Origin of the sequence: Pseudomonas marginalis, from assembly GCF_008692035.1 — a bacterium.
In the GTDB taxonomy this organism is placed as follows: domain Bacteria; phylum Pseudomonadota; class Gammaproteobacteria; order Pseudomonadales; family Pseudomonadaceae; genus Aquipseudomonas; species Aquipseudomonas marginalis.
In genome coordinates this window covers 1,532,819-1,559,273 of sequence record NZ_VTFG01000001.1, presented here as the reverse complement: position 1 = coordinate 1,559,273, position 26,455 = coordinate 1,532,819, and the positions used below count along the sequence as shown (strand labels likewise).

At 61.5% G+C, this 26,455-nt stretch carries 26 protein-coding genes; 4 read left to right on the top strand and 22 right to left on the bottom strand.

Annotated features, from left to right (window positions below; translation table 11 throughout):
* Position 1 precedes the first annotated feature (1 nt).
* On the bottom strand, positions 2–523 hold the full coding sequence (locus tag FX984_RS06960) for a DUF3087 domain-containing protein (RefSeq protein ID WP_098479170.1): 522 nt from the start codon (positions 521–523) through the stop codon (positions 2–4).
* 134 nt (positions 524–657) lie between these two features.
* Between FX984_RS06960 and FX984_RS06955 the strand changes: the two genes are divergently transcribed.
* Both FX984_RS06955 and FX984_RS06950 read left to right on the top strand, forming a co-directional pair.
* Positions 658–837, top strand: coding sequence for a hypothetical protein (locus FX984_RS06955; protein WP_027606318.1), 180 nt, complete (start codon positions 658–660; stop codon positions 835–837).
* 12 nt (positions 838–849) lie between these two features.
* Complete coding sequence (locus FX984_RS06950) at positions 850–1,050, top strand: DUF6021 family protein (protein ID WP_027606319.1); 201 nt, start codon at positions 850–852, stop codon at positions 1,048–1,050.
* A gap of 32 nt (positions 1,051–1,082) precedes the next feature.
* On the opposite strand, the gene FX984_RS06945 is transcribed toward FX984_RS06950, so the two are convergent.
* A complete protein-coding gene (locus tag FX984_RS06945) occupies positions 1,083–1,319 on the bottom strand; it encodes a DUF6555 family protein (RefSeq protein WP_027606320.1) in 237 nt (78 codons plus the stop codon).
* A 120-nt stretch (positions 1,320–1,439) separates the two neighbouring features.
* On the opposite strand from FX984_RS06945, the gene FX984_RS06940 reads away from it, so the two are divergent.
* Together FX984_RS06940 and FX984_RS06935 are read left to right on the top strand one after the other, a co-directional pair.
* The gene (locus FX984_RS06940; protein WP_027606321.1) at positions 1,440–2,279 is read left to right on the top strand and encodes an arylamine N-acetyltransferase family protein; all 840 of its coding nucleotides are present in this window, start codon (positions 1,440–1,442) and stop codon (positions 2,277–2,279) included.
* A gap of 123 nt (positions 2,280–2,402) precedes the next feature.
* A complete protein-coding gene (locus tag FX984_RS06935) occupies positions 2,403–3,155 on the top strand; it encodes an outer membrane beta-barrel protein (RefSeq protein WP_108572674.1) in 753 nt (250 codons plus the stop codon).
* Positions 3,156–3,280: 125 nt separating this feature from the next.
* On the opposite strand, the gene nuoN is transcribed toward FX984_RS06935, so the two are convergent.
* From nuoN to mnmA, 20 genes are all read right to left on the bottom strand, one after another.
* The gene (gene nuoN, locus FX984_RS06930) at positions 3,281–4,744 is read right to left on the bottom strand and encodes an NADH-quinone oxidoreductase subunit NuoN (protein ID WP_115488810.1); all 1,464 of its coding nucleotides are present in this window, start codon (positions 4,742–4,744) and stop codon (positions 3,281–3,283) included.
* Positions 4,745–4,751: 7 nt separating this feature from the next.
* Complete coding sequence (gene nuoM, locus FX984_RS06925) at positions 4,752–6,284, bottom strand: NADH-quinone oxidoreductase subunit M (RefSeq protein WP_017527174.1); 1,533 nt, start codon at positions 6,282–6,284, stop codon at positions 4,752–4,754.
* A 39-nt stretch (positions 6,285–6,323) separates the two neighbouring features.
* A complete protein-coding gene (gene nuoL, locus FX984_RS06920) occupies positions 6,324–8,177 on the bottom strand; it encodes an NADH-quinone oxidoreductase subunit L (RefSeq protein ID WP_027606323.1) in 1,854 nt (617 codons plus the stop codon).
* Positions 8,174–8,482 (bottom strand): NADH-quinone oxidoreductase subunit NuoK, encoded by a 309-nt coding sequence (nuoK, locus tag FX984_RS06915; RefSeq protein ID WP_003174727.1) that lies wholly within the window; start codon positions 8,480–8,482, stop codon positions 8,174–8,176. The genes nuoL and nuoK overlap by 4 nt, the downstream gene beginning before the upstream one ends.
* A gap of 2 nt (positions 8,483–8,484) precedes the next feature.
* Positions 8,485–8,988, bottom strand: coding sequence for an NADH-quinone oxidoreductase subunit J (gene nuoJ / locus FX984_RS06910; protein WP_003174726.1), 504 nt, complete (start codon positions 8,986–8,988; stop codon positions 8,485–8,487).
* 9 nt (positions 8,989–8,997) lie between these two features.
* Positions 8,998–9,546 carry an NADH-quinone oxidoreductase subunit NuoI gene (nuoI, locus tag FX984_RS06905; protein ID WP_003174725.1) on the bottom strand — a complete coding sequence of 183 codons (549 nt, stop codon included), beginning with the start codon at positions 9,544–9,546 and terminating at the stop codon, positions 8,998–9,000.
* Positions 9,547–9,557: 11 nt separating this feature from the next.
* The gene (gene nuoH / locus FX984_RS06900) at positions 9,558–10,565 is read right to left on the bottom strand and encodes an NADH-quinone oxidoreductase subunit NuoH (protein WP_017137518.1); all 1,008 of its coding nucleotides are present in this window, start codon (positions 10,563–10,565) and stop codon (positions 9,558–9,560) included.
* Entirely contained in the window at positions 10,562–13,276 is a 2,715-nt protein-coding gene (gene nuoG, locus FX984_RS06895) for an NADH-quinone oxidoreductase subunit NuoG (RefSeq protein WP_027606324.1), read from the bottom strand. The genes nuoH and nuoG overlap by 4 nt, the downstream gene beginning before the upstream one ends.
* A 135-nt stretch (positions 13,277–13,411) precedes the next feature.
* Positions 13,412–14,767: an NADH-quinone oxidoreductase subunit NuoF gene (nuoF, locus tag FX984_RS06890; RefSeq protein ID WP_027606325.1), complete on the bottom strand. Its 1,356-nt coding sequence runs from the start codon at positions 14,765–14,767 to the stop codon at positions 13,412–13,414.
* Positions 14,764–15,261 (bottom strand): NADH-quinone oxidoreductase subunit NuoE, encoded by a 498-nt coding sequence (nuoE, locus tag FX984_RS06885; protein ID WP_010566874.1) that lies wholly within the window; start codon positions 15,259–15,261, stop codon positions 14,764–14,766. Before nuoE ends, nuoF begins: the two co-directional genes overlap by 4 nt.
* A 2-nt stretch (positions 15,262–15,263) precedes the next feature.
* On the bottom strand, positions 15,264–17,048 hold the full coding sequence (gene nuoC / locus FX984_RS06880; RefSeq protein WP_027606326.1) for an NADH-quinone oxidoreductase subunit C/D: 1,785 nt from the start codon (positions 17,046–17,048) through the stop codon (positions 15,264–15,266).
* Between the two features lie 72 nt (positions 17,049–17,120).
* Positions 17,121–17,795: a NuoB/complex I 20 kDa subunit family protein gene (locus FX984_RS06875; RefSeq protein ID WP_003174719.1), complete on the bottom strand. Its 675-nt coding sequence runs from the start codon at positions 17,793–17,795 to the stop codon at positions 17,121–17,123.
* A gap of 10 nt (positions 17,796–17,805) precedes the next feature.
* A complete protein-coding gene (locus FX984_RS06870) occupies positions 17,806–18,219 on the bottom strand; it encodes an NADH-quinone oxidoreductase subunit A (protein ID WP_003219575.1) in 414 nt (137 codons plus the stop codon).
* A 594-nt stretch (positions 18,220–18,813) separates the two neighbouring features.
* Positions 18,814–20,139, bottom strand: a complete 1,326-nt coding sequence (gene aceA, locus FX984_RS06865) for an isocitrate lyase (RefSeq protein ID WP_003219577.1) — start codon at positions 20,137–20,139, stop codon at positions 18,814–18,816.
* 494 nt (positions 20,140–20,633) lie between these two features.
* A complete protein-coding gene (locus FX984_RS06860; protein WP_027606327.1) occupies positions 20,634–21,371 on the bottom strand; it encodes a secretin N-terminal domain-containing protein in 738 nt (245 codons plus the stop codon).
* A gap of 168 nt (positions 21,372–21,539) precedes the next feature.
* Positions 21,540–21,962: a GNAT family N-acetyltransferase gene (locus tag FX984_RS06855; protein ID WP_027606328.1), complete on the bottom strand. Its 423-nt coding sequence runs from the start codon at positions 21,960–21,962 to the stop codon at positions 21,540–21,542.
* Positions 21,955–23,121, bottom strand: a complete 1,167-nt coding sequence (locus FX984_RS06850; RefSeq protein ID WP_027606329.1) for a ribosomal protein uL16 3-hydroxylase — start codon at positions 23,119–23,121, stop codon at positions 21,955–21,957. The genes FX984_RS06855 and FX984_RS06850 overlap by 8 nt, the downstream gene beginning before the upstream one ends.
* Positions 23,122–23,204: 83 nt before the next feature.
* The gene (gene purB, locus FX984_RS06845; RefSeq protein ID WP_027606330.1) at positions 23,205–24,575 is read right to left on the bottom strand and encodes an adenylosuccinate lyase; all 1,371 of its coding nucleotides are present in this window, start codon (positions 24,573–24,575) and stop codon (positions 23,205–23,207) included.
* 125 nt (positions 24,576–24,700) lie between these two features.
* A complete protein-coding gene (hflD, locus tag FX984_RS06840) occupies positions 24,701–25,324 on the bottom strand; it encodes a high frequency lysogenization protein HflD (RefSeq protein WP_027606331.1) in 624 nt (207 codons plus the stop codon).
* The gene (gene mnmA / locus FX984_RS06835; protein WP_098479174.1) at positions 25,321–26,445 is read right to left on the bottom strand and encodes a tRNA 2-thiouridine(34) synthase MnmA; all 1,125 of its coding nucleotides are present in this window, start codon (positions 26,443–26,445) and stop codon (positions 25,321–25,323) included. The genes hflD and mnmA overlap by 4 nt, the downstream gene beginning before the upstream one ends.
* Between the last annotated feature and the right edge of the window lie 10 nt (positions 26,446–26,455).

Here is a 26,455-nt window from a genome sequence, read left to right as displayed (position 1 = left end):
CTTACGTGCGTTTCAATCCTTCCAGCCACGCGGGATCAAAGCGGGTTTGTTCGGTGTCGATCCCCAGCACGTGCATCTTCGCCTGATGTGCTTCGATTTCCCCCACCAACTGCGCCTGGGCACTGGAGTTGGCGTCCAGGGCGTGCATCTGCGTCAGCCCCAGGTGATAGAAACGCAGGACCTTCATGGCCGTCGGATCATTCGCCTGCACACGCTCGGTGACGGTGTGCATCACGTTGGTCACGCGCATCAGGGTGCGCTTGAGCTGCCAGCCATAGACGGCCGGTGCCAACCACGGTTGGGTGCGGAACGGGCCGCGCAGCAGGGCGACCGTTATCAACACCCCGGCGAATACGCCACCGACATTGAAGCGGAAGTTGTCACCGCCGGGTTCGCCGAACAGCATCACCGCCAGGCTCGACAGCAGCATGGCCAGGGCCACGAACAGCACGGCTACGATCAGGGTGCTGCGGCGCGTCTGTTGGCGGTAGGTGACGGGGTCGCAGGGTTTGAGCTCGAACATCCGGTCCAGGTCTCCAGGGCGGGTAGGGGGAAGGCATCTTCTCATGGTCGGCGGTCAGTGGTGGGGCAATCAAGTTGAACCATGATCTGGGGCAGTTTCTCTAAACCGGTGTAGCCCCTTTGAGGTCAACCACCATGCCCGAGTACAAGCAGCCACCGCCCGGTACCCCGGACCCCGATCGCACACCCGGCGAAGAGGAGCGCGACAACGATGCCTTGCGCCCCAATGACCCGAAAGAGCGTGACGCCCAGGATGATGTGGAGCGCGTCGAAGACGACCTGGAAAACCTCCACGACAAAGCTCGCCCGCTATAACAGGAGACCATGATGAACAAGCGCTCGGATGGACCGCCCTCCAACGAACACGCCAGCGGCAAGGATGAGCTGGGATTTGATCCGGACTCGCCCGATGTGGCCGACCCGCAGGTTGATCCCATCGGTCCGGCCATCGCCCCCCTGGATAAAAAGGCCAAGGACGACGGGAAAAAAAAGCCGCCCTACGATCCGTTGGGCGACTTGAAGAAATGAGCTGGGCCCCGCCAATGAGCGGGGCTTTTTATTTATCTGGGCGGCATCCAGGTGACGTCGGTGATGCCGTACTTCTCGGCCCATGGGCGCGTGGTTTTTTTCACCTGCTCATGGCCGACCCGGCCGATACGACTGACATGCGCTATGTCGGCGTCGACGGCTGCCCAGTGCCAGGCCTCGGCGTTGTTCATCACTTCGGCACGCACCACAAAGGACTTCGGTTGACCGTGCAGTTGGTAGTGGATGGTGTAGATTTTTGCGGTACTCATGTTGCCTCCCTGTCTTGTTATAGATGGATAGGGAACGGTTTAAAAAGGTTCACTCAAAATGACAATCTGCATGCTTGCGCGGCATAGTGACGCATTCCTCCCGCGCCCAAGGATCGCGCCATGACCCTCCTGAACCACAGCCGCCTGTACCTGCAACGCCTGGGTTACGACTCGCCACCACCGCCCACCCTGCAGACCCTGCGGGATTTGCAACTGCGTCATGTGTGCACCTTCGCCTTCGAAAGCCTGTCGACCCTGTTGCGTCTGCCGGTGCCGATCGACTTGCCCAGCGTCGAGCAGAAAGTCCTGTTCGATGGGCGGGGTGGGTATTGCTATGAGTTGAACCAGATGTTCCTGGCGCTGTTGCAGGCACTGGGCTTCGATGCTCGCGGCATTACCGGGCGGGTTGTGATGGGGGGGCCGCCGGATGCACGTACGGCGCGTACCCATCGCCTGAGCCTGGTGACATTGGACGGCGTGCGCTACATCACCGACGTCGGCTTTGGTGGCATGGTGCCCAGCAGTCCGTTGCAGTTGGACACGCAGGCCGTGCAGGCCACGGCCCATGAGCCGTATCGCCTGACTCTCAATGAACAGGAGAGCAGCTACACCTTGTGGGCCGAGGTCGCGGGGGAGTGGCGTGGCTTGTATGTGTTCGACCTGCAAGTGCAGGCAGACATCGACTACGAAATCGGTAACTGGTACGTCTCGACCCATCCAGGTTCGCCGTTCGTGGGCCAATTGAAAGTCGCACGCCTGGCAGCGGGAGAACGCCACACCTTGAACAACGCCCACTATGGGATTCACTACCTGGATCGGCCGAGTGACAAGCGTGTGATCCAGAGCGCCGACGAGCTGCTGGACGTACTGGGCACTACCTTTGGGATTCGCGTGCCGGTTCACCCTCAGCTTGATTCAACCCTTGAGGGCTTGGTAATGGCTGCACGCCAGGAGTATTGATCCAGAGCGATCGCTGAACCGTTTTACCTCCAAGTGGGGGCAAATTTTTTCGAACCTTTGGTGCCAGCCTGGGTTCGAAGCGTTTCCTGAATAATTTGCCCACCAGACAAGGAGATGTAAACGATGTCCAAACTATTCGGAAACCTCCTCAAGCATTCCTCACTGCTGGCGCTGGTCGCCGCGCCAGCCGTGGTGTTCGCCGCACCGTCCACTGACCCGATTTCTACCTTTGGGATTCTGGGCAGCTACAACGACTTCAAGCTCGAAGGCGGTAGTGAAAGTGATAAGGACCACATGCCCGAAGCCGGTCTTTTCTACAACTTCGGCAACAAGCTCACCGCCGAGTCGGGCTTTATCTACCAGGCAGGTGTGGAAGCCAAGTACGGTAAAAAGAGTGATAACAAACTCAAGGAAGGCCAGGCCGACCTGGATCTCGGCTGGCGTGCCGCGCTGGATGCGCGCAACTTCGTCGACGTGATCGTGGGCGGCGGTTACAGCTGGACCCGCTATGAGCTGGACTCGAACGACTACGACATGGAGCTCACCAGCAAGTCGCCGTTCGCCAAGGCAGCCCTGGGCTACAACCATCAGTTCGATGACATGACGCTGCGTTTCGAAGCCGGTGCACGTCGCACCATTGATGGTCGTACCAAGCTCAAGGTGGACGGCGTGGGCAGCGACACCGTAGACCTCAAGGACCGCACTAACCCGTATGCGGAAGTCAGCCTGCTGATGAACCAGAAGGGTGACCTGCCGGTGATGGCGGGCCTTTACTACACCCGCACCGAATACAAGCTCGACGGTGATTCCGAAGTGGCCGATAACACTCGGCTCAAGCGGGATGAGTACGGGGTCAAGGTCGGTATCGCGTTCTGACGCGGTTGCAATGTAAAACGCCCCGAACATTCGGGGCGTTTTTTTTGGGCTGTTGCAGGTCAGCCCAGAACGCAAAAACGGCGCCCTGGGGCGCCGTTTCTGTTGGTTCACATACCGCTAAGGGATCAAACCCCCAGCACCGCGTGCTGCACCAGGGTCAGCAACGGTTGTGGGTACACGCCCAGGAAGAAGGCGAGCAGGGCGATAGCCAGCAGCATCACGCCACCGGCTTTCTGTTCCCAGTGCAGCTCGGCATCCACACGGCGCAGGTTTGGCTCGATCAGGTACAGGGTGACCATCACGCGCAGGTAGTAGAACACGCCGATGGCACTGCCCAGCACCAGGGACGCAACCAGCCACCACTCGTGGGCTTCGACACCGGTCGCGACGATGTAGAACTTGCCGATAAAGCCTGCGGTCAGCGGGATACCGGCCAGGGACAGCATCATCACGGTGAGTACGGCGGTCAGGTACGGACGGCGCCAGAACAGGCCGCGGTATTCGTACAGGGCGTCGGCGTCACGGCCTTTGTAAGGCGAGGACATCAGGGTGATCACGCCGAACGCGCCGAGGCTGGTGATCACGTAGGTGACCAGGTACACGCCGATGGCTTCCACGGCCAGGCCTTTGCTCGCCACCAGGGCGATCAGCAGGTAGCCGAAGTGAGCGATGGACGAGTAACCCAGCAGACGCTTGAGGTTGTTCTGGGTCAGCGCCAGCAGGTTGCCGAACAGGATCGACGCGATGGCGATCACGGTCAGTACGTGGCTCAGCACGCCGGTGTTGGCGGCAGGCGAGATCTGGAACAGACGCACCATCACCGCAAACACAGCGACCTTGGACGCGGTCGCCAGGAACGCCGCCACCGGCGCCGGGGCGCCTTCGTACACGTCCGGGGTCCACAGGTGGAACGGCACCAGCGACAGCTTGAACGCCAGGCCGATCAGCATCATCGCCAGGCCCAGCTGGGCAATCGGCGCGGGGCTGTTGGTGGCGGCCAGGGCGTGACCGATACCGGTGAAGCTCAGGCTGCCGGCTTCGGCGTAGAGCAGGGCCATGCCGAACAACAGGAACGCGGAGCCGGCGGCCGACAGCACCATGTACTTGATGCCGGCTTCCAGGGAGCGCTTGTTGAAGAAGGCGTAGGCCACCAGGCCGTAGGTCGGGATCGACAGCAGTTCCAGGCCGATGAACAAGCCGGCCAGGTGCTGCGCGCTGACCAGCACGATACCGCCGGCCGCAGCCAGCAGGATCAGCAGGTACAGCTCTTCGCGGTTGCCCGGGTAGCCGGTGCCGCCTTCGCCGAGGTAGGCGTGGGCGAGGGTGACGCAGGCGAGGGTGGCGACGAGGATCAGCGCGATATACAGCAGCGCGAAGTCATCGACCATCATCAGCGGGGTCACCGCCAGTGGCGCGACCTTGAGTGCCGGGATAATCGACAGCAAGGCCAGGTTCAGACCGGCGCAGGACAGCAGGAACGTTTGTGAATGATTGCGGCGCCAGGCGATCGCCAGCATCACCACCACGATGGTGAGGCTGGTGATCAGCAGCGGCGCAAGCGCGATAAAGTGTTGGATCGTGAATTCCATAGCGCTCTTACCGGGCCGAAGCGAGTTGAGAGAAGGCGGTGCCGAACCACTGCTGCACGCCATGCATCGTCGCGGCAGAAGTGTCCAGGAACGGTTGCGGGTACACGCCGATGTAGATCAGCAATACCGCAAGGCCGAGCACCATGATCAGTTCGCGAGCATCCATCCCCTTGAGGACAGTGTCGGACTTGGCCGGGCCGAAGTAGGCGCGGTGGATCATGATCAGCGAGTAGACCGAACCGAATACCAGGCCGGACGTAGCAATGGCGCTGATCCACGGCGTTTGCACGAAGGCACCCATCAGGATCAGGAACTCGCCGATGAAGTTACCGGTACCCGGCAAGCCCAGGGAGGCGGCGGCGAAGAACAGGCTGATCGCCGGCAGGTACGCAATGCGCGACCACACGCCGCCCATCTCACGCATGTCACGGGTGTGCAGGCGCTCGTACAACTGGCCACTCAGGATAAACAGTGCGGCGGCCGAGACACCGTGGGCCAGCATCTGGATCACTGCACCTTGCAACGCCAGCTGGCTGCCGGAGTAGATACCGATCAGTACGAAGCCCATGTGGGAAACGGAAGAGAAGGCAATCAGACGCTTGATGTCGGTTTGCGCGAATGCCAGGAACGCACCGTAGAAGATCCCGATCAGACCGAGGGTCATGGCAATCGGCGCGAACTCGGCCGAGGCATTCGGGAACAGCGGCAGGGCGAAACGCAGCAGGCCGTAGGCCGCCGTCTTCAGCAGGATACCGGCCAGGTCCACGGAACCGGCGGTCGGCGCCTGGGCGTGAGCGTCAGGCAGCCAGGAGTGGAACGGCACCACCGGCAGCTTCACCGCGAAGGCGATGAAGAAGCCCAGCATCAGGATGTACTCGGTGGTCAGGGACATCTTGGTTTTCAACAGGTCGGCGTAGTTGAAGGTAATCACGCCAGTCGAGTTGAAGTTGACCAGTACCAGGCCCAGGATCGCCACCAACATGATCAGGCCGGAAGCCTGGGTGAAGATGAAGAACTTGGTCGCCGCGTAGATCCGGGTTTTCTTGCCGTCCGAAGAACTGTGACCCCAGAGCGCGATGAGGAAGTACATCGGCACCAGCATCATTTCCCAGAAGAAGAAGAACATGAACAGGTCGAGGGCGAGGAACACGCCGACAACGCCGCCCAGGATCCACATCAGGTTCAGGTGGAAGAAGCCCACGTGACGCTGGATCTCTTTCCAGGAGCAGAGTACCGAGAGGATACCCAGCAGGCCGGTCAGCAGGATCATCAACAGCGACAGGCCGTCGAGGGCCAGGTGCACGTTGATGCCGAAGCGCTGGATCCACACGTGCTTGAATTCAAGCGCGAACGTCGGATCGACACCCGGTGCCGGAGCGAATGAATAGTCGCCATGGGCCCACAGCCAGAGGCCGAGTGCGAGTTCCAGGGACATGGTCAGCAACGCAATCCAGCGGGGGAGGGTGGCGCCGAAGCGTTCACCCATCCAGCAGAGCAGGCCGCCGATAAAGGGGATCAGGATTAGCCAGGGCAGAATCATGACGGGCTCGTTTCCTTTCGCAAGTTCGCAAAGTTCATATCAGACCGCTACCACAACGATGGCGCCGATCACCAGCACGGCACCGGCCGCCATGGAAGCCGCATACCAACGCAACTGGCCGGTCTCGGTACGGCTCAGGGCGGTGTGACCGCCTTTGGCCGCGCGCGGGATCAAACCGATGGTCTGGTCGAGCGGGTCTTTACGCAGTACATGACTGATGGCCAGGTAGGGCTTGACGAACAGTTTGTCGTAGAGCCAGTCGAAGCCCCAGGCCGCGAACCACCAGGCCGAGAGGAAACGGCCGATGCCACTGTTGGCCACGGCGGTCACGAAGCGACGCTTGCCGAGGAACAGCAGGGCCGCCAGCAGGATACCGGCGATGGCAATGGCGCCCGAGGCGATTTCCAGGCTGTGCTTGGCGGCGCCGCCGGCATGGCCGGCGCTTTCCGGCAGTACACCGGCCAGTGGCGGGGTGATCAGCGCGCCGATGAAGGTCGACAGGATGATCAGCACCGACAGTGGCAACCAGTGGGAGATGCCATGGCCTGCGTGGGCTTCGGTCTTGGCTTCACCGTGGAAGGTGATGAAGATCAGGCGGAAGGTGTACAGCGAGGTCATGAACGCACCCACCAGGCCTGCGTACAGCAGGTTCTGGTTACCGCTGGCAAAGGCTTCCCAGAGGATTTCGTCCTTGGAGTAGAAACCGGCGGTCACCAGCGGCAGGGCGGCCAGGGCGGCACCACCGACGATGAAGCTGGCGTAGGCCAGTGGCAGTTTCTTCCACAGGCCGCCCATCTTGAAGATGTTCTGCTCGTGGTGGCAGGCCACGATCACCGCACCGGAGGCCAGGAACAGCAGGGCCTTGAAGAAGGCGTGGGTCATCAGGTGGAAGATCGCCGCGTCCCAGGCGCCGACGCCCAGGGCCAGGAACATGTAGCCGATCTGGCTCATGGTCGAGTAGGCGAGGATCCGCTTGATGTCGGTCTGCACCAGCGCGGCGAAGCCGGCCAGTACCAGGGTCACGCCGCCGACGATGCCCACCAGGTGCAGGATGTCCGGCGCCAGGGTGAACAGGCCGTGGGTACGGGCGATCAGGTAGACACCGGCGGTCACCATGGTTGCGGCGTGGATCAGTGCCGACACCGGGGTAGGACCGGCCATCGCATCCGCCAGCCAGGTCTGCAGCGGCAGTTGCGCGGATTTACCCACGGCGCCGCCCAGCAGCATCAGGGTCGCCAGGGTGATCCAGAAGTCGCCGACCTGGAATTTCTGCGGTGCCAGCACCAGCAGTTCCTGGATGTTCAGCGTGCCCACCTGTTGGAACAGGATGAACAGGCCGATGGCCATGAACACGTCGCCGATGCGGGTGACGATAAATGCCTTGAGTGCCGCGTTACCGTTGTTGCGGTTGCTGTAGTAGAAACCGATCAACAGGTACGAACACAGGCCCACGCCTTCCCAACCGAAGTACAGGAACAACAGGTTATCGCCGAGCACCAGGAACAGCATGCTGGCGATAAACAGGTTGGTGTACGAGAAGAAGCGCGAGTAGCCCGCTTCACCGCGCATGTACCAGGACGCGAACAGGTGGATCAGGAAGCCCACGCCCACCACCACGCCAAGCATGGTGATCGACAGGCCGTCGACGTAGAGGGCGAAGTTGGGCTTGAAGCCTTCCACCGACATCCACTGCCACAGCACCAGGGTGTAGTGGCCGCTTTCCGGCGGTGCCACGTTGAATTGCCAGATGACGTAGGCGGCAACGATAGCCGACAGGCCAATGGAGCCCACACCGATCAGGGCCGAAAGGTTTTCCGACCAGCGTCCGCGAGAGAACGACAGCAGCAGGAAACCGATCAGGGGAAATACGAAAGTCAGAAAGATCATGTTCATCCGCGCATCTCACTGGCAGCGTCGATATCAAGCGTGTGGAAGCGACGATACAGTTGCAGCAGGATCGCCAGGCCGATACTGGCCTCGGCGGCTGCCAGGCTGATCACCAGGATGAACATGACTTGTCCATCCGGCTGGCCCCAACGTGCACCTGCAACGATGAACGCCAGTGCCGCAGCGTTCATCATGATTTCCAGGCTCATCAACACGAACAGAATGTTACGGCGAACCATCAGGCCGACCAGGCCAAGGCAGAACAGGATGCCGGCGACCGCCAGACCATGCTCCAAAGGGATAGCAGGCATCGTCATTGCTCCTTGGCTTCGTTGCGGCCCAAGTGGAAGGCAGTGATGGCTGCGGCGAGCAGCAGCATCGACGCCAGTTCGACCACCAGCAGGTACGGGCCGAACAGGCTGATGCCCACGGCTTTCGCGTCCACGGTGGTATGGCCGATGGCCTGGCCGCTCTGGTGAGCGAACAGCACATACAGCAGTTCACCCAGCAGCAGCGCTGCGAGGACAACCGGGCCGAGCCAGATGCCGGGCTTGAGCCAGACGCGTTCCTGGGCGACCGAGGCCGGCCCGAGGTTGAGCATCATCACCACAAACACGAACAGCACCATGATGGCGCCGGCGTAGGCGATCACTTCCAGCACACCGGCGAACGGTGCGCCGAGGCTGAAGAAGGTCATGGCCACGGCGATCAGCGAAATGATCAGGTAGAGCAGGGCGTGCACGGGGTTGGTGTTGGTGATCACGCGAAGCGTGGACACAACCGCGATACCCGATGCGAAATAGAAAGCGAATTCCATCTTTCTTCCTTAAGGCAGCAAGCTCTTCACGTTGATCGGCTCGGCTTCGTTTTGTGCGGCGCCTTTCGGCTTACCGGCAACGGCCATACCTGCAACACGATAGAAGTTGTAATCAGGGTTTTTACCGGGACCAGAGATCAAAAGATCTTCTTTCTCGTACACCAGGTCCTGACGTTTGAACTCGGCCATCTCGAAATCCGGTGTGAGCTGGATCGCGGTGGTCGGGCAAGCTTCCTCGCAGAGGCCGCAGAAAATGCAGCGCGAGAAGTTGATGCGGAAGAAGTCCGGGTACCAGCGACCGTCTTCGGTTTCAGCTTTCTGCAGGGAGATGCAACCCACCGGGCACGCCACGGCGCACAGGTTGCAGGCCACGCAACGCTCTTCGCCATCGGGGTCGCGGGTCAGCACGATGCGGCCGCGATAGCGCGGCGGCAGGTACACCGCTTCTTCCGGGTATTGCAGGGTGTCGCGTTTACGAAAGCCATGGCCGAAAACCATCACCAGGCTTCGCAACTGGGTACCGGTACCCTTAACGATGTCGCCAATATATTTGAACATGGGTCAAATCCTCACTGAACCGCGCCCGCTGGCGTGTTCAACAACACAACGGCAGCAGTCACCAGCAAATTGATCAGGGTCAGCGGCAGGCAGAAGCGCCAGCTGAAATCCATCACCTGGTCGTATCGTGGACGCGGAATGGAAGCGCGCAGCAGGATAAACAGCATGATGAAGAACGCGGTCTTCAGGAAGAACCAGAAGAACGCCAGCTGCGGCAGGATGCCGAACGGACCGTGCCAGCCGCCGAAGAACAGCGTGACCAGCAGGGCCGAGATCAAGATGATGCCGATGTACTCACCGACGAAGAACATGCCCCATTTCATGCCGGCGTATTCAATGTGGTAACCGTCGGCCAGTTCCTGTTCCGCTTCCGGCTGGTCGAACGGGTGACGGTGAGTCACGGCGACGCCGGCGATGAAGAAGGTACAGAAGCCGAAGAACTGCGGAATGATGAACCACAGGTTCTGCGCCTGGTACTCGACGATGTCGCGCATGTTGAACGAGCCGACCTGCACCACGATGCCCATCAGCGCGAGGCCCATGAACACTTCGTAGGACACGGTCTGGGCCGAGGCCCGCAAGCTGCCCAGCAGGGCGAACTTGTTGTTGCTCGACCAGCCGGCGAACAGCACCGCGTAGACCGACAGGCCGGCCATGGCGAAGAAGAACAGCAAGCCGATGTTCAGGTCCGCCACGCCCCAGGTCGGGGTGATCGGGATGATCGCGAAGGCGATCAGCAAGGCGCTCATGGCCACGACCGGTGCCAGGGTGAAGATCACCTTGTCGGCAAACGGCGGGGTCCAGTCTTCCTTGAAGAACATCTTCAGCATGTCGGCGGCGATCTGGAACATACCGAACGGGCCAACGCGGTTCGGACCGTAACGGTCCTGCCACCAGCCCAGCAGGCGACGTTCGACGAAGCTGAGCAGGGCGCCCGCGACGACCACGGCCAACAGGATCACGATGGCCTTGACGACCGAGATGATCACGTCGATCACTTCAGGGGTGAACCAGGTCATTGCGCTGCCTCCTGCAGACCGTCAACGGTTTTGCCGAAGATCGCCGGCGGGATGCCGGCGACGCCTTTAGGCAGGGCAACCAGGCCGGCACCCAGCTCTTCGTTGATGCGCAGCGGCAGACGCAGGGTCTGGCCGGCCACGGTCACGTCGAGCAGGGCGCCGTCGTTGACGCCCAGGCGGTCCGCTTCGGACTTGGCCACGGACACGTAGGCCTCGGGAATGCGCTCTTGTACCGGCGCGGCCTTGGAAGAGGTCTCTTCGCTGCCGAACAGGTGGAAGAACGGCACAACCTGCCAGGTGCCCTGGGCCGGGTTGAACGGACGCGGGACCGCAGCGAACCAGTTCAGCGCGTCGCCCTGGGGTTCGATCAGGCGAGTGCCCGGGTCGCCGGCGCGGATGTGACCACCGACTTCGTCCTGGAACTTGTTCCAGGCCTGTGGCGAGTTCCAGCCCGGCGACCAGGCAAACGGCACCTGCTGACGTGGCTCGACCGAACCCGAGTAACCTTCCATGGAGAAGGCGAACGCGGTGTCGTTGTCTTGCGGGGTACGCGGTTCGTGCACGCTGATGTCGGCGCGCATGGCGGTACGACCGGAGTAACGCAGCGGCTCACGGGCGAGCTTCATGCCCTTGATGCGGAACGCGGCGGACGGTGCGGCGTCGACGATACGCGCCAGCTGCGGCGCGCTCGCGGCGGCTGCGGCGGTGACGTGGTCGAGCTGGGTCCAGTCGATCGGCTGGTTCAGCAGGGTCGCGCGCAGGGCATGCAGCCAGCGCCAGCCTTCGTGAACCAGGATGCTGGCGTCCATGTACTTCGGATCGAACACCTGGAAGAAGCGCTGGGCACGGCCTTCCTGGCTGACCAGGGTGCCGTCGCCTTCGGCGAAGGTGGCGGCCGGCAGTACCAGGTCGGCGCGATCGCTGGTGGCGGTCTTCTGGTGGTCGGCGACGATCAGGACCTTGGCGGCGTTCAGCGCAGCGTCAACCTTGGCGGCGTCGGTGCGGGTGTACAGGTCGTTTTCCAGCACCACGATCGCATCGGCAGTGCCGTCGATCACGGTTTGCAGGGCGGCATCCAGGGACTCGCCGCCGAGCATGGCCAGGCCAAGGCTGTTGGCTTCCGGCACCACCAGGCTGATGGAGCCGTTCTTGTCGCGCAGCTTCAAGGCCTTGGCGATGTTGGCGGCGGCTTCGATCAAGGCCTTGGAACCCAGCGAGGTACCGGCAATGATCAATGGACGCTTGGCTGCCAGCAAGGCATCGGCAATGCGTTGGGCCAGTTCGGCGGCTTCAGTGTCCAGGCCTTCGACTGCCGGTGCGCTGGCGTCGAGGGCGTGGGCCACGGCGAAACCGATGCGGGCCAGGTCGTCCGGTGCGGCGTGGACGCATTCCTCGGCGATGTCGTCGAGCTTGGTTTCCGCCAGGCTGGCGATAAACAGCGGGTTCAGCGCGTGCTGGCCGATGTTTTTCACCGCAGCGTCGAGCCAAGGCTGGACGCGCATGGCGTCGGCCATGTCTTCGGCCTTGCCTTTGACCGACTGACGCAGGGACAGCGCGATACGCGCGGCGGTCTGGGTCAGGTCTTCACCGAGCACGAAGATGGCATCGTGGTCTTCGATGTCGCGCATGTTCGGCACCGGCAGCGGGCTGTCGTTCAGCACCTGCAGGACCAGGCGGATGCGCTCAAGCTCACCGGCTTCGATACCGGAGTAGAAGTGCTCGGCACCCACCAGCTCGCGCAACGCGTAGTTGCTTTCGAGGCTGGCGCGGGGCGAGCCGATACCGACGATGTTGCGGCCGCGCAGCAGGTCGGCGGCTTTGTCTAGCGCCGCGTCCAGGCTCAGCTTGGCGCCATCGGCCAGCAGTGGCTGGCGTGGGCGGTCTTCGCGGTTGACGTAGCCATAGCCGAAACGGCCACGGTCGCACAGGAAGTACTGGTTGACCGAACCGTTGAAGCGGTTTTCGATGCGACGCAGTTCGCCGTAGCGCTCGCCCGGGGAGATGTTGCAACCGCTCGAGCAGCCATGGCAGATGCTTGGCGAGAACTGCATGTCCCACTTACGGTTGTAGCGCTCGGAGTGGGTCTTGTCGGTGAACACACCGGTCGGGCAGACCTCGGTGAGGTTGCCGGAGAACTCGCTTTCGAGCACGCCGTCTTCAACGCGACCGAAGTACACGTTGTCGTGGGCGCCGAATACGCCGAGGTCGGTGCCGCCGGCGTAGTCTTTATAGAAACGTACGCAGCGGTAGCAGGCGATGCAGCGGTTCATTTCGTGGGAAATGAACGGGCCCAGTTGCTGGTTCTGGTGGGTACGCTTGGTGAAGCGATAACGGCGCTCGTTGTGGCCGGTCATCACCGTCATGTCTTGCAGGTGGCAGTGACCGCCTTCCTCACAGACCGGGCAGTCGTGGGGGTGGTTGGTCATCAGCCATTCGACAACGCTGGCGCGGAACGCCTTGGATTCTTCATCGTCGATGGAGATCCAGGTGTTGTCGGTGGCTGGGGTCATGCAGGACATGACGATACGACCACGGGTGTCGTTTTCGTCGGTGTACTGCTTGACCGCACACTGGCGACAGGCACCGACGCTACCAAGCGCGGGGTGCCAGCAGAAATACGGGATATCGAGGCCGAGTGACAGACACGCCTGTAACAGGTTGTCCGCCCCATCGACTTCGAGCGCTTTGCCGTCTACGTGGATAGTGGCCATGGTTCAAAGTTCTTCGTTGGCCCGTTGTCAGCGGGCGTGGCTAATGGAATCTTGTTATTCATGTGCATCTACACAGCCATGAAGGCGTCAGCACATGAGCAGGCGAAGGGCACGGACCCTTCGCCTGTTTAAGCGTTACGCGCCGACTACGATCGGCCTTGCCAGAGGCGGGACGGCGGCGCTGGTGGGCGCAATGCCGGCTTCGAACTCCGAGCGGAAGTATTTGATTGCGCTGCCCAATGGCTCCACGGCGCCCGGTGCGTGAGCACAGAAGGTCTTGCCTGGGCCGAGGAAGCCGACCAGGCCCAGCAGGGTTTCGATATCACCCTCGCGGCCTTCGCCATTTTCCAGGGCCATCAGCAGCTTCACGCTCCACGGCAGGCCGTCGCGGCATGGGGTGCAGAAGCCGCAGGATTCACGGGCAAAGAACTGCTCCATGTTGCGCAGCAGCGAGACCATGTTCACGGTGTTGTCCACCGCCATCGCCAGGCCGGTACCCATCCGGGTGCCCACCTTGCCGATGCCGCCGGCATACATCTGTGCGTCGAGGTGCTCGGGGAGCAGGAAGCCGGTGCCGGCGCCGCCTGGCTGCCAGGCCTTGAGGGTGTAGCCGTCGCGCATGCCGCCGGCGTAGTCCTCGAACAACTCGCGTGCGGTCACGCCGAAGGGCAGCTCCCACAGGCCAGGGTTCTTGACCTTGCCGGAGAAGCCCATGAGCTTGGTGCCCATGTCTTCACTGCCTTCGCGGGCCAACGATTTGTACCAGTCCACGCCGTCGGCGATGATCGCCGGCACGTTGCACAGGGTCTCGACGTTGTTCACGCAGGTCGGCTTGCCCCACACGCCCACGGCGGCAGGGAAGGGCGGCTTGGAGCGCGGGTTGGCGCGGCGGCCTTCGAGGGAGTTGATCAGTGCGGTTTCTTCACCGCAGATGTAACGCCCGGCGCCGGTGTGCACGAACAGTTCGAAGTCAAAGCCCGAACCGAGGATGTTCTTGCCCAGCAGGCCTGCGGCCTTGGCTTCTGCCACGGCACGGTTGAGGTGCTTGGCGGCGGTGGTGTATTCGCCGCGCAGGAAGATGTAGCCACGGTAGGTTTTCAGCGCGCGGGCGCTGATCAGCATGCCTTCGATCAGCAGATGGGGCAGTTGCTCCATCAGCATGCGGTCTTTCCAGGTGTTGGGTTCCATTTCATCCGCGTTGCACAGCAGGTAGCGGATGTTGATGGATTCGTCTTTGGGCATCAGGCCCCACTTAACACCGGTGGGGAAGCCTGCACCGCCGCGACCCTTGAGGCCGGCGTCCTTCACGGTCTGGACGATGTCGTCCTGGGCCATGTCGGCGAAGGCCTTGCGCGCAGCGGCGTAGCCGTTCTTGGCCTGGTACTCGTCGAGCCATACCGGCTCGCCGTCGTCACGCAGGCGCCAGGTCAGCGGGTGGGTCTCGGCCGAACGCTTGATCAGGTTGGCCGGGCCGAAGGAAGTCAGGGTCATGGGTAGCCCTCGAGCAATTGGGTCACGCCAGCAGGCTGCACGTCACCGAATGTGTCGTCGTCGATCATCAACGCCGGCGCCTTGTCGCAGTTGCCCAGGCAGCACACCGGCAGCAGCGTGAAGCGGCCGTCCGGGGTGGTCTGGCCGAGGCCGATGCCCAGCTTGGCCTGGATCTCGCTGACCACCGACTCGTGGCCACCGATGTAGCAGACCATGCTGTCGCACACGCGAATGATGTGGCGGCCGACCGGCTGGCGGAAGATCTGGCTGTAGAACGTCGCCACGCCTTCAACGTCGCTGGCGGGGATGCCGAGGATCTCGCCGATGGCGTAGAGGGCGCCGTCCGGCACCCAGCCACGTTCCTTCTGGACGATCTTCAAGGCCTCGATCGACGCCGCGCGCGGGTCTTCGTAGTGATGCAGCTCGTGCTCGATGGCCGAGCGCTCGGTTTCACTCAAGGTGAAACGGTCTGTCTGGATAAGCGTGCTGTTCATGCTTAGCGGTCCACGTCGGCCATAACGAAATCGATACTACCCAGGTACGCAATCAAGTCCGCGACCATCTCGCCTTTGATCACCGAAGGGATCTGCTGCAAGTGGGCGAAGCTTGGGGTACGAATCCGGGTGCGGTAGCTCATGGTGCCGCCATCGCTCGTCAGGTAATAACTGTTGATACCCTTGGTCGCTTCGATCATCTGGAAGGATTCGTTGGCCGGCATTACCGGGCCCCACGAAACCTGCAGGAAGTGCGTGATCAGGGTTTCGATGTGCTGCAGCGTGCGCTCTTTCGGCGGCGGCGTGGTCAGCGGGTGATCCGCCTTGTACGGGCCGGCCGGCATGTTGCGCATGCACTGCTCGATGATCTTCAGGCTCTGGCGCATTTCTTCGACGCGCACGATGCAACGGTCGTAGGCATCGCCATTGGCGGCCAGCGGTACTTCGAACTCGAAGTTTTCGTAGCCCGAGTACGGACGCGCCTTGCGCAGGTCGAAATCGCAACCGGTGGAACGCAGGCCGGCACCGGTGACGCCCCATTCCAGGGCCTCTTTGGTGTTGTACTGGGCGACGCCGATGGTACGGCCCTTGAGGATGCTGTTATCCAACGCAGCCTTCTGGTACTCGTCCAGGCGCTTGGGCATCCAGTCGATGAATTCCTTGACCAGGCGTTCCCAGCCATTCGGCAGGTCGTGGGCGACGCCGCCGATGCGGTACCAGGCCGGGTGCAGGCGGAAACCGGTGATGGCTTCGATGACCTTGTAGGCGCGCTGACGGTCGGTGAAGGTGAAGAACACCGGGGTCATGGCGCCGACGTCCTGGATATAGGTACCCAGGAACAGCAGGTGGCTGGTGATCCGGAAGAACTCGGCCATCATGATGCGGATGGTGTCGACGCGGTCCGGGACCTTGATGCCGGCCAGCTTCTCGACCGAGAGCACGTACGGCAGGTTGTTCATCACGCCGCCGAGGTAGTCGATACGGTCGGTGTACGGGATGAAGCTGTGCCACGACTGACGCTCGGCCATCTTCTCGGCACCACGGTGGTGGTAGCCGATGTCCGGTACGCAGTCGACGATTTCTTCGCCGTCCAGTTGCAGGATGATGCGGAAGGCACCGTGGGCCGAAGGGTGGTTCGGGCCCAGGTTGAGGAACATGTAGTCCTCGTTGGTGCCGGAGCGCTTCATGCCCCAGTCTTCCGGACGGAAGCGCGCGGCCTCTTCTTCAAGCTGCTGCTTGGCGAGGTTGAGGCTGAACGGGTCGAATTCGGTGGCGCGGGCAGGGAAGTCCTTGCGCAGCGGGTGACCTTCCCACGTTGGCGGCATCATGATGCGCGTCAGGTGCGGGTGGCCCGGGAAGTCGATACCGAACATGTCCCAGACTTCGCGCTCGTACCAGCTGGCGTTCGGCCAGATACCGGTCACGGTCGGCACGCTCAGGTCGCTCTCGGACAGTGCGACCTTGATCATCACGTCGCTGTTACGTTCCAGCGACATCAGGTGATAGAACACGGTGAAATCGGCGCCGCTCGGCAGACCCTGGCGCTTGGTGCGCAGGCGCTCGTCCACGCCATGCAGGTCATAGAGCATGACGTACGGCTTGGGCAGGTTGCGCAGGAAGGTCAGGACTTCGACGAGCCTGGCGCGCGCCACCCACAGCACCGGCATACCGGTGCGTGTGGCCTGGGCGGTGAAGGCGTCAGGGCCAAAACGGTTATTGAGTTCGACGACCACATCCTGGTCGTCTGCCTTATAAGGCGGGATGTACAGAGCACTGCCTGTAGTCATGGTTTTTTATCGCTTTCGGTCAACGTAAAGAATGAAGCCAGGTTTTCGTTCTATAAAAGAAGCGGGGCTGGATCAGACTTCGTCGGGGCTGCGCAGGTTGGTGACTGCGATTCGCTGTTCGCGGCGCTGTTCCTTTTGCGACGGCATCTCGGCGCGGTACACGCCTTGATCGCCGACGACCCAGGAAAGCGGGCGACGCTCCTTGCCAATCGATTCCTGCAACAGCATCAAGCCTTGCAGGAATGCTTCGGGGCGGGGCGGGCAGCCAGGCACGTAGACGTCCACGGGCAGGAACTTGTCCACCCCCTGAACCACGGAGTAGATGTCGTACATGCCACCGGAGTTGGCGCACGAACCCATGGAGATAACCCACTTTGGCTCGAGCATTTGCTCGTAGAGACGCTGGATGATCGGCGCCATCTTGATAAAGCAGGTACCGGCGATAACCATGAAATCCGCCTGGCGCGGTGATGCCCGGATAACTTCGGCGCCAAAGCGCGCGATGTCGTGGGGCGCCGTGAAGGCGGTGGTCATTTCCACGTAGCAGCACGAAAGACCGAAGTTGTACGGCCACAGGGAGTTCTTACGTCCCCAGTTGACCGCGCCACTCAGCACGTCTTCGAGCTTGCCCATGTAGATGTTCTTGTGGACTTGGTCTTCTAACGGATCGGAAACGGTTTCCCGTTCGCCGATGGGGTACTGCTCGTTAGGAGCATCCGGGTCGATCCTGGTGAGATTGTATTGCATCGCCAAAGCCTCATTGTTTCAGCTTCGCTTGCCGCTTACGACGAGCTTCCGGAGCCCAGTCAAGGGCGCCCACTCGAAATAGGTAGACAAGGCCTGCCAACAGAATTGCTATGAAAACGAGGGCTTCGACGAATCCGGTCCAGCCGCTTTCGCGGACGGACACAGACCAGGCAAAGAGAAAGAGGGCTTCGATGTCGAAGATCACGAAGAGCATCGCGACCAGATAGAATTTGGCTGAGAGCCGCAAGCGGGCGCCACCTGTAGGCAGCATGCCGGATTCGAACGGTTCATTCTTGCTGCGGCCCCAGGCTTTTGACCCGAGGAGGCTGGACACACCGAGCATGAAGGCGCAAAGGCCGACAACACCGAGGAGGAAAATGGCAAAGCCCCAGTTGTGGGCCATGAGTCCTGTCGCTTCGGTCATGCTGGAAATCCTTAACAGAGAGCAAAGGTCTCTGAGCTCGAAAAAGTAACGATGCAGTGACGATATGTCGCACTGCAATCAATCGCGGTGATTTTATGGCTAAACACCGGGCAAGTAAAATTCCTAGGGCGAAATTATTCGATGGAATAAGCACATAGTGCACCTTCTTGGGGCTGTAGCCCTTGCGGGGCGGGCATTAGCGGGCATTTGATCAAATGTGTTTTGTTTAACCTGTAACGAAGTTTTTATGTTCTAAATGATAATGAATATTGTTTGCGCGGGGTTGAAGCGATTGTTTCTCATGCAGCGGAGTAAGTTGCCGTTACTTGCCTGATTAGCGCGAGTTGTTGGAGCGGATCTTTTAACCGATTTATCTGCAGCCAATACCGCTCTGGATCAAGGTTTTGTACAAAATCTTCAGGTTGCGAGGGTTCCTCACCGCTATCGGGGGCAAGCCCCCTCCCACATTTTCCCGATTGAATCAGTGGGATGTGTACCGGCAAAAAAAACGCCCCGAACCAGTCGGGGCGTCAGATCGTGCGGCACTGCGGTTAGCTCTTTAACGGATCCGCCGTGGCCGTGTACTCACATCGATCAGTGGAACTGCTCTTCTTCGGTCGAACCGGTCAGCGCGGTCACGGACGAGGTGCCGCCCTGGATCACGGTGGTCATGTCGTCGAAGTAGCCGGTGCCCACTTCCTGCTGGTGGGCCACAAAGGTGTAGCCCTTGGCGGCGTCAGCGAATTCCTGTTCCTGCAGCTTCACGTAGGCGGTCATGTCGTTGCGGGCGTAGTCGTGCGCCAGGTTGAACATGCTGTGCCACATGTTGTGAATGCCGGCCAGGGTGATGAACTGGTGCTTGTAGCCCATGGCGGACAGTTCGCGCTGGAACTTGGCGATGGTCGCGTCGTCCAGGTTCTTTTTCCAGTTGAAGGAAGGCGAGCAGTTGTAGGACAGCAGCTGGTCCGGGTATTCCTTCTTGATTGCTTCGGCAAAGCGACGCGCTTCGTCCAGGTCCGGCTTGGCGGTTTCGCACCAGATCAGGTCGGCATACGGCGCGTAGGCCAGGCCGCGGGCGATGGCCTGGTCGAGACCGGCGCGCACTTTGTAGAAACCTTCCTGGGTGCGTTCGCCCGTCACGAACGGCTGGTCGTACGGGTCGCAGTCCGAGGTCAGCAGGTCTGCAGCGTTGGCGTCGGTACGGGCCAGGATGATGGTCGGCGTGCCGGCAACGTCAGCCGCCAGGCGGGCAGCGGTCAGCTTCTGTACGGCTTCCTGGGTCGGTACCAGTACCTTGCCGCCCATGTGGCCGCATTTCTTCACCGAAGCCAGTTGGTCTTCGAAGTGCACGCCGGCCGCGCCAGCCTCGATCATGCTCTTCATCAGCTCATAGGCGTTCAGTACGCCGCCGAAACCGGCTTCGGCGTCGGCCACGATGGGCGCGAAGTAGTCGATGTAGCCTTCATCACCCGGGCCTTTACCGGCTTTCCACTGGATCTGGTCGGCACGACGGAACGAGTTGTTGATGCGCTTGACCACGGTCGGCACGGAGTCCACCGGGTACAGCGATTGGTCGGGGTACATGGATTCAGCGGAGTTGTTGTCCGCTGCCACTTGCCAGCCGGACAGGTAGATCGCCTGGATACCGGCTTTCACCTGTTGGACTGCCTGGCCGCCAGTGAGGGCGCCCATGCAGTTGACGAAATCTTTCTCGGGGCGGAAGGACGGCTTGGCACCTTGGGTGACCAGCTTCCACAACTTCTCGGCGCCGAGTTTTGCAAAGGTGTGCTCAGGTTGAACCGAGCCACGCAGGCGGACGACGTCAGCAGCGGAATAAGCGCGGGTTACGCCTTTCCAGCGTGGGTTTTCAGCCCAGTCTTTCTCGAGGGCTGCAATTTGCTGTTCGCGTGTCAGTGCCATGGGGGAAAACCTCGTCGCATAGGTCTAGGTGGAAAATTCCATTTGCCAGCCACGTAGTGAATGCGTGGTTATGGCTGCTCGCTGACCAGAAGCTCAGGTGTTCAAGTCAAGTTCGGCGGGGCAGGCGACGGGATGAACGATGGCTCAAGGGGGGAGTTGAGCAGGTAAGGGCGAACTGCGAACGGTCTTCGGGCATCGTGGGCCTTTGTACGATCCATCAGTGTGTAGCCGGGTTACCTGGTTAGCTTCCGTCCCTCGGGACAACTTCGTTCCAGTCGCAACCTCGTCAAACACACCTTGTGGGCGGTACAGACACGAATCGGCTCGGGTGGGTAGCTTGGAGCGGCGATCCGAAGGCCCTTGCCAGGGCCCCTGATTAGCGGGAGCGAGGCCATCATGCCCATGCTTTTTTGGATCGTCAAATGTTTTGTAGTGCTTTTTTTCAGGCACTACATCTTTAGTCTAATACGACTCATCAGTCAGTTTTTGGTGCTTCAGTTCAGGGTGTCGACCTTGACCCGCAACGTCAGGTCATCGCGGCCCTGGGTAGAGTAGCTGCGGGTTGTGGAGGATTTATCGGCCTGGGTCTCGCGGTTGATGCCGGCCAGGGGGATCCATTCGCCAAGACGTCCGCTGACGGTTGTGTCGGTGCTTTGCACATTCACTACATCGGGACGTTCCTGGCTCATGCGGTCACGGTTGGTACTGATCGCCAGGTGCACGGTCTCGCCGGTGACGCTGGCGGTGACGTAGAAGCCCTGGGTGACGTTGCGGTACTGGGTCTGGTTCTGCGGACGGCCGTAGGCGTCAGGTTGGGTCGTGGTCAGTGGCACGCTCTGGCCGACCTGGATCAGCGCGGGCACGCCTTCGCTGGCCTGGATCTGCTGGATGCCGCCGTCGCGGCTGGCCGTGCCGTAGCTGATGATGCGGGTCTGGCTGTCGCCGCTGTTCTGCTGGTTGTTTTCATTGGTATCGACGGTGATCAGCAGGCGCTTGGCTGGTGTATCCAGCTGGGCGAGCAGCGCACGCAGGTCCTGGATCTTGCCGGGGGCAGCGTTGACGATAAGCTGGTTGCCGTAGGCGCTGACGGTGCCGTCCTTGCCGATGAAGTTCTGTGCAACCGGGAGCAGGTCGGTGCTGGTGCGGTTGCTCAGGTTGACGACTTCGGTGTCGGCCATTGCCGAGCAGCTGGCGGTGAGGAGGAGGGCGGTGAGCAGGGTGCGTAGGGACATGTCCGTTATCTCTGCGAGTCAGTTAGGCTTGATAGTGCCAGTTTGTCGGCCTGGCGGGTCGCAAGTTGAATCGTAGACGGCAAAATGCCCTGGCATGGCAGGGCATTGTTGGTGTTCCTGAAATAGCTATCGGGGGCTTGCCCCCGATGGCAGCGACGCGGTCTCGAATCAGCCCCCGCGCACCATATCGACATGGGGAATCCCGACTTCCAGGAATTCCTCGCTGACGATCTTGAAGCCCAGTCGCTCATAGAACGGCGCCGCATACACCTGCGCGCTCAGGAACTGCTTGGTCTGGCCACGTTGCTCGGCCACGCCGATCACCGCTTCCATCAGCTTGTCGCCGACCTTCAGCCCGCGCCAGTCCTTGAGCACCGACACCCGGCCGATCTCGCCGCTGGGCAGCAGGCGCGCGGTGCCAATCGGAAAGTCGCCTTCGAATGCAAGGAAATGCACTGCGTCTGCGTCGTCCGCATCCCACTCAAGCTCAGGTGGAACCGATTGTTCAGCGATAAATACCGCTTCACGAATGCGCCGAATCTCGGCGATATCCTTATGCCAGTCCGCGACACCTACGTGAATCCTATTCATCGGCAAACCCCAGGCTTCCTTGCTTGACCAGCTCGCACAGCAGGTCACGGGCGTCTTCGTCCAGCAGCCATTCGCCGAGGTTTTCGGCGTGCAGGGCATCGGCGGCGCAGACCAGTTTCAGCAGTTCGCGCAGTTTGCCCGGCAGGTAACGGCTCTGGCCGCTGGCGAACAGCAGGACGTCATCGTCGACTTCCGACCAGGCCATGCGCGCGCTTGGGTTGCGCACCAGGATCGCGCCGTCCTGCAGGCTGTTGATGAAGTCGTCTTCGCCCAGCTCTTCGCCTGCTACCAGTTCCGGGTAGCGCGGCTCGGTCATGAATTGGCCGAACCAGGTCAGCAGCATGCGCTCGTCGCTCATGTGCTCGGCCAGCAGGCTCTTGAGGCGGTCGAGGGCGTCGCTCTGGATCTGGTGCGGGTCGCTGACCGGCTGCGCGTCGGCGTCGGTGTAGCGCTCTTCGTCGGTCAGGTACTGGGCGAGGAAGTCGGTGAAGTGGGTCAGTACTTCTGCGGCGCTTGGGGCGCGAAAGCCCACCGAGTACGTCATGCAGTCATCTTCGGCGATGCCGAAATGCGCCAGGCGTGGCGGCAGGTAGAGCATGTCGCCCGGTTCCAGCACCCATTCGGCGCTTTCTTCGAATTCGGCGAGGATGCGCAGGTCGGCGTGTTGCAGCAGCGGGCTTTCGGAGCTGCACATCTGGCCGATCTTCCAGTTGCGCTTGCCCTGGGCCTGCAGCAGGAACACGTCGTAGTTGTCGAAGTGCGGGCCTACGCTGCCGCCGGGTGCGGCAAAGCTGATCATCACATCGTCGATGCGCCAGCTTGGCAGGAAGCGGAACTGCTCCAGCAACTCGGCCACTTCCGGCACGAACTGGTCGACTGCCTGTACCAGCAGTGTCCACTCACGCTCAGGCAGGGTGCTGAAGGCGTCTTCGGCGAACGGGCCGCGGCGCAGTTCCCACGGGCGTTCGCCGTGTTCGATCACCAGGCGCGATTCGACTTCTTCTTCCAGGGCCAGGCCGGCGAGTTCGTCGGCGTCGATCGGGCTTTCGAAGTCAGGGATCGCCTGGCGGATCAGCAGCGGTTTTTTCTGCCAGTAGTCGCGCAGGAATTCCCGTGCCGTGATGCCGCCCAGAAGTTGAAGAGGGATATCAGGATTCATGTGTAACCTATTGAAAAAAAGCACTTTTCAGACTGAAATAAAAACGCCCGGCGCGGCCGGGCGTCTCAAGGGGCTTGCGCGAATCAGATGCGCTTGGCTTGCTCTACAGCGTTGCCGATGTAGTTGGCCGGGGTGAGCAGTTTCAGCTCGGCCTTGGCCGCGGCTGGCATGTCCAGGCCGTCGATGAAAGTTTGCAGTGCTTCAGGGCTGATGCCCTTGCCACGGGTCAACTCTTTCAGCTTCTCGTAAGGGTTTTCGATGTTGTAGCGGCGCATCACGGTCTGGATCGGCTCGGCCAGCACTTCCCAGCACGCGTCCAGGTCAGCGGCGATTTTCTGCGCGTTGAGCTCCAGTTTGCTGATGCCTTTGAGGCTGGCTTCGTACGCGATCACGCTGTGGGCAAAGCCCACGCCGAGGTTGCGCAGTACGGTGGAGTCGGTCAGGTCGCGCTGCCAGCGGGAGATCGGCAACTTGCTGGCCAGGTGCTGGAACAGGGCGTTGGCGATGCCGAGGTTGCCTTCGGAGTTTTCGAAGTCGATCGGGTTGACCTTGTGCGGCATGGTCGACGAACCGATTTCACCGGCAATGGTGCGCTGCTTGAAGTAGCCCAGGGAGATGTAGCCCCAGATATCGCGATCGAAGTCGATCAGGATGGTGTTGAAGCGCGCGATGGCGTCGAACAGCTCGGCAATATAGTCGTGGGGTTCGATCTGCGTGGTGTACGGGTTGAAGCCCAGGCCCAGCTCGTCTTCGATGAAGGCGCGGGCGTTGGCTTCCCAGTCGATCTCAGGGTAGGCCGACAGGTGGGCGTTGTAGTTGCCCACGGCGCCGTTGATCTTGCCTAGCAGTGGGACAGCGGCGACTTGAGCGATCTGGCGCTCCAGGCGATACACCACGTTGGCGAGTTCCTTGCCCAGGGTAGTCGGCGACGCCGGCTGGCCGTGGGTACGCGACAGCATCGGCACGTCGGCGAAACGGATGGCCAGCTCGCGGATCGCTTCGGCGGTCTGGCGCATCAGCGGCAGCATCACGTCATCACGGCCTTCGCGCAGCATCAGGGCGTGGGACAGGTTGTTGATGTCCTCGCTGGTGCAGGCAAAGTGGATGAATTCGCTGACCTGGGCCAGTTCCGGCAGCTTGGCCGCCTGCTCCTTGAGCAGGTATTCGATGGCCTTGACGTCGTGGTTGGTGGTGCGCTCGATCTCTTTCACACGCTCGGCGTGCTCCAGGGAGAAGTTGTCCGCCAGGGCGTCGAGTACAGCGTTGGCTTCGGCGGAGAACGCCGGCACTTCGCTGATGGCGGGGTGAGCGGCCAGGCGCTGGAGCCAGCGCACTTCAACCAGTACACGAGCACGGATCAGGCCGTATTCGCTGAAAATAGGGCGCAGGGCCTGGGTTTTGCCGGCGTAGCGGCCGTCAACAGGGGAAACCGCAGTGAGCGAAGAGAGCTGCATGGGGTGTTCTCGGACAGTCGGGCAACGAAATGGGGCGCGTATCATACATGAAAAAATCCGCCGGTCCGTTGCCAACTGACCGGCGTATTACGCGTAACGGCTTGAAAATAGCCTGTCGGTGCGACTTATTCGTTGCGCATCAACGGGTAAAGCTCTTTGAGCAATTTGCGTCGGCTGATCACCAGCTGCCAGCGATGACCGCCCAATTGCCGCCACAACCGCGCCGAACGAATGCCGGCGAGCAGCAGTGCGCGGATTTTCGAGGCGTTGTTCGGTTGCTGCAGGTTGCGCATGTCGCCGTGCACCTGGATGCGTTGGCGCAAGGTGCTCAAGGTGTCCTGGTACAGCGCACCGCAGGCGGCGATCACGTTTTCGTGGGCCGGGCCGAAGTGTTCTACCTGGGACTGGATCTGCGGCAGGCGTTTGCCGATGGTTTCCAGCATGTCTTCGCGCTTGGCCAGCTGGCGCTCGAGGCCGAGCATCGACAGGGCGTAGCGCAGCGGCTCACGCTGCAAGGTACTCGGGTCGCGCTCCAGGGCGCCGATCAGTGCGCGGTAACCTTCACGCAGTGCGAGGTCGTCGCCGCCGTAGACTTCCAGGGTGTCCTTGGGGTCGCGGATCAGCAGGCTGCCGAGCATGCAGGTCAGGCCGGCTTCGGTAACCTGGCCGGTCTTGGCGATCTTGTCCACCAGCACGGCGGAGAGAAATACCCCGCCGAGTGCTGTCAATTGCTCCTGGGTCGGGCTCATGCCGGGTTGCTCCAGGCTTCGGCGACTTCAATCACGCCGCCGCCCAGGCAAATTTCGCCGTCATAGAACACCACGGACTGGCCAGGGGTGACCGCGCGTTGCGGGTCATCAAAGGTGGCGCGGTAGCCCGTCGCGGTTTTTTCCAGGACGCAGGGCTGGTCGCCCTGGCGATAGCGTACCTTGGCCGTCAGGCGGCGCGGGGTGCTCAGGTCGATCGGGTTGACCCAATAGATCTCCGAGGCCAGCAGTGCGCCCGAGAACAGCAGCGGGTGTTCATTGCCCTGGCCGACGATCAGCACGTTGTGCTCCAGGTCCTTGACCAGCACGTACCACGGCTCTTCGCCGGCGTCCTTCAGGCCGCCGATGCCCAGGCCCTGGCGCTGGCCGATGGTGTGGTACATCAGGCCGTGGTGACGGCCGATCACTTCGCCGTCGGTGGTCTTGATCTCGCCCGGTTGCGCCGGCAGGTACTGCTTGAGGAAGTCGCTGAAGCGGCGCTCGCCGATAAAGCAGATCCCGGTGGAGTCCTTCTTCTTGGCGGTCGCCAGGCCGTGTTGCTCGGCGATCCTGCGCACTTCTGGCTTTTCCAGCTCGCCCACCGGGAACAGGGTCTTGGCGATCTGTTCACCACCGACGGCGTGCAGGAAGTAGCTCTGGTCCTTGTTCGGGTCCAGGCCCTTGAGCAGTTCGGTGCGGCCATCGATGTCACGGCGGCGCACGTAGTGGCCAGTGGCAATCAAGTCGGCGCCAAGGATCATGGCGTAGTCGAGGAACGCCTTGAACTTGATTTCGCGGTTGCACAGGATGTCCGGGTTCGGCGTGCGACCGGCCTTGTATTCGGCCAGGAAGTGCTCGAACACGTTGTCCCAGTACTCGGCGGCGAAGTTGGCGGTGTGCAGCTTGATGCCAATTTTGTCGCACACGGCCTGGGCGTCCGCGAGGTCGTCCATGGCGGTGCAATATTCCGTTCCATCGTCTTCTTCCCAGTTCTTCATGAACAGGCCTTCCACCTCATAACCCTGCTCCATGAGCAGAACGGCGGAAACGGAAGAGTCCACGCCGCCGGACATGCCGACGATGACGCGCTTCTTTTGTGTGTCAGAAGGGGCTGGATCACGCATAGGGTTTCAA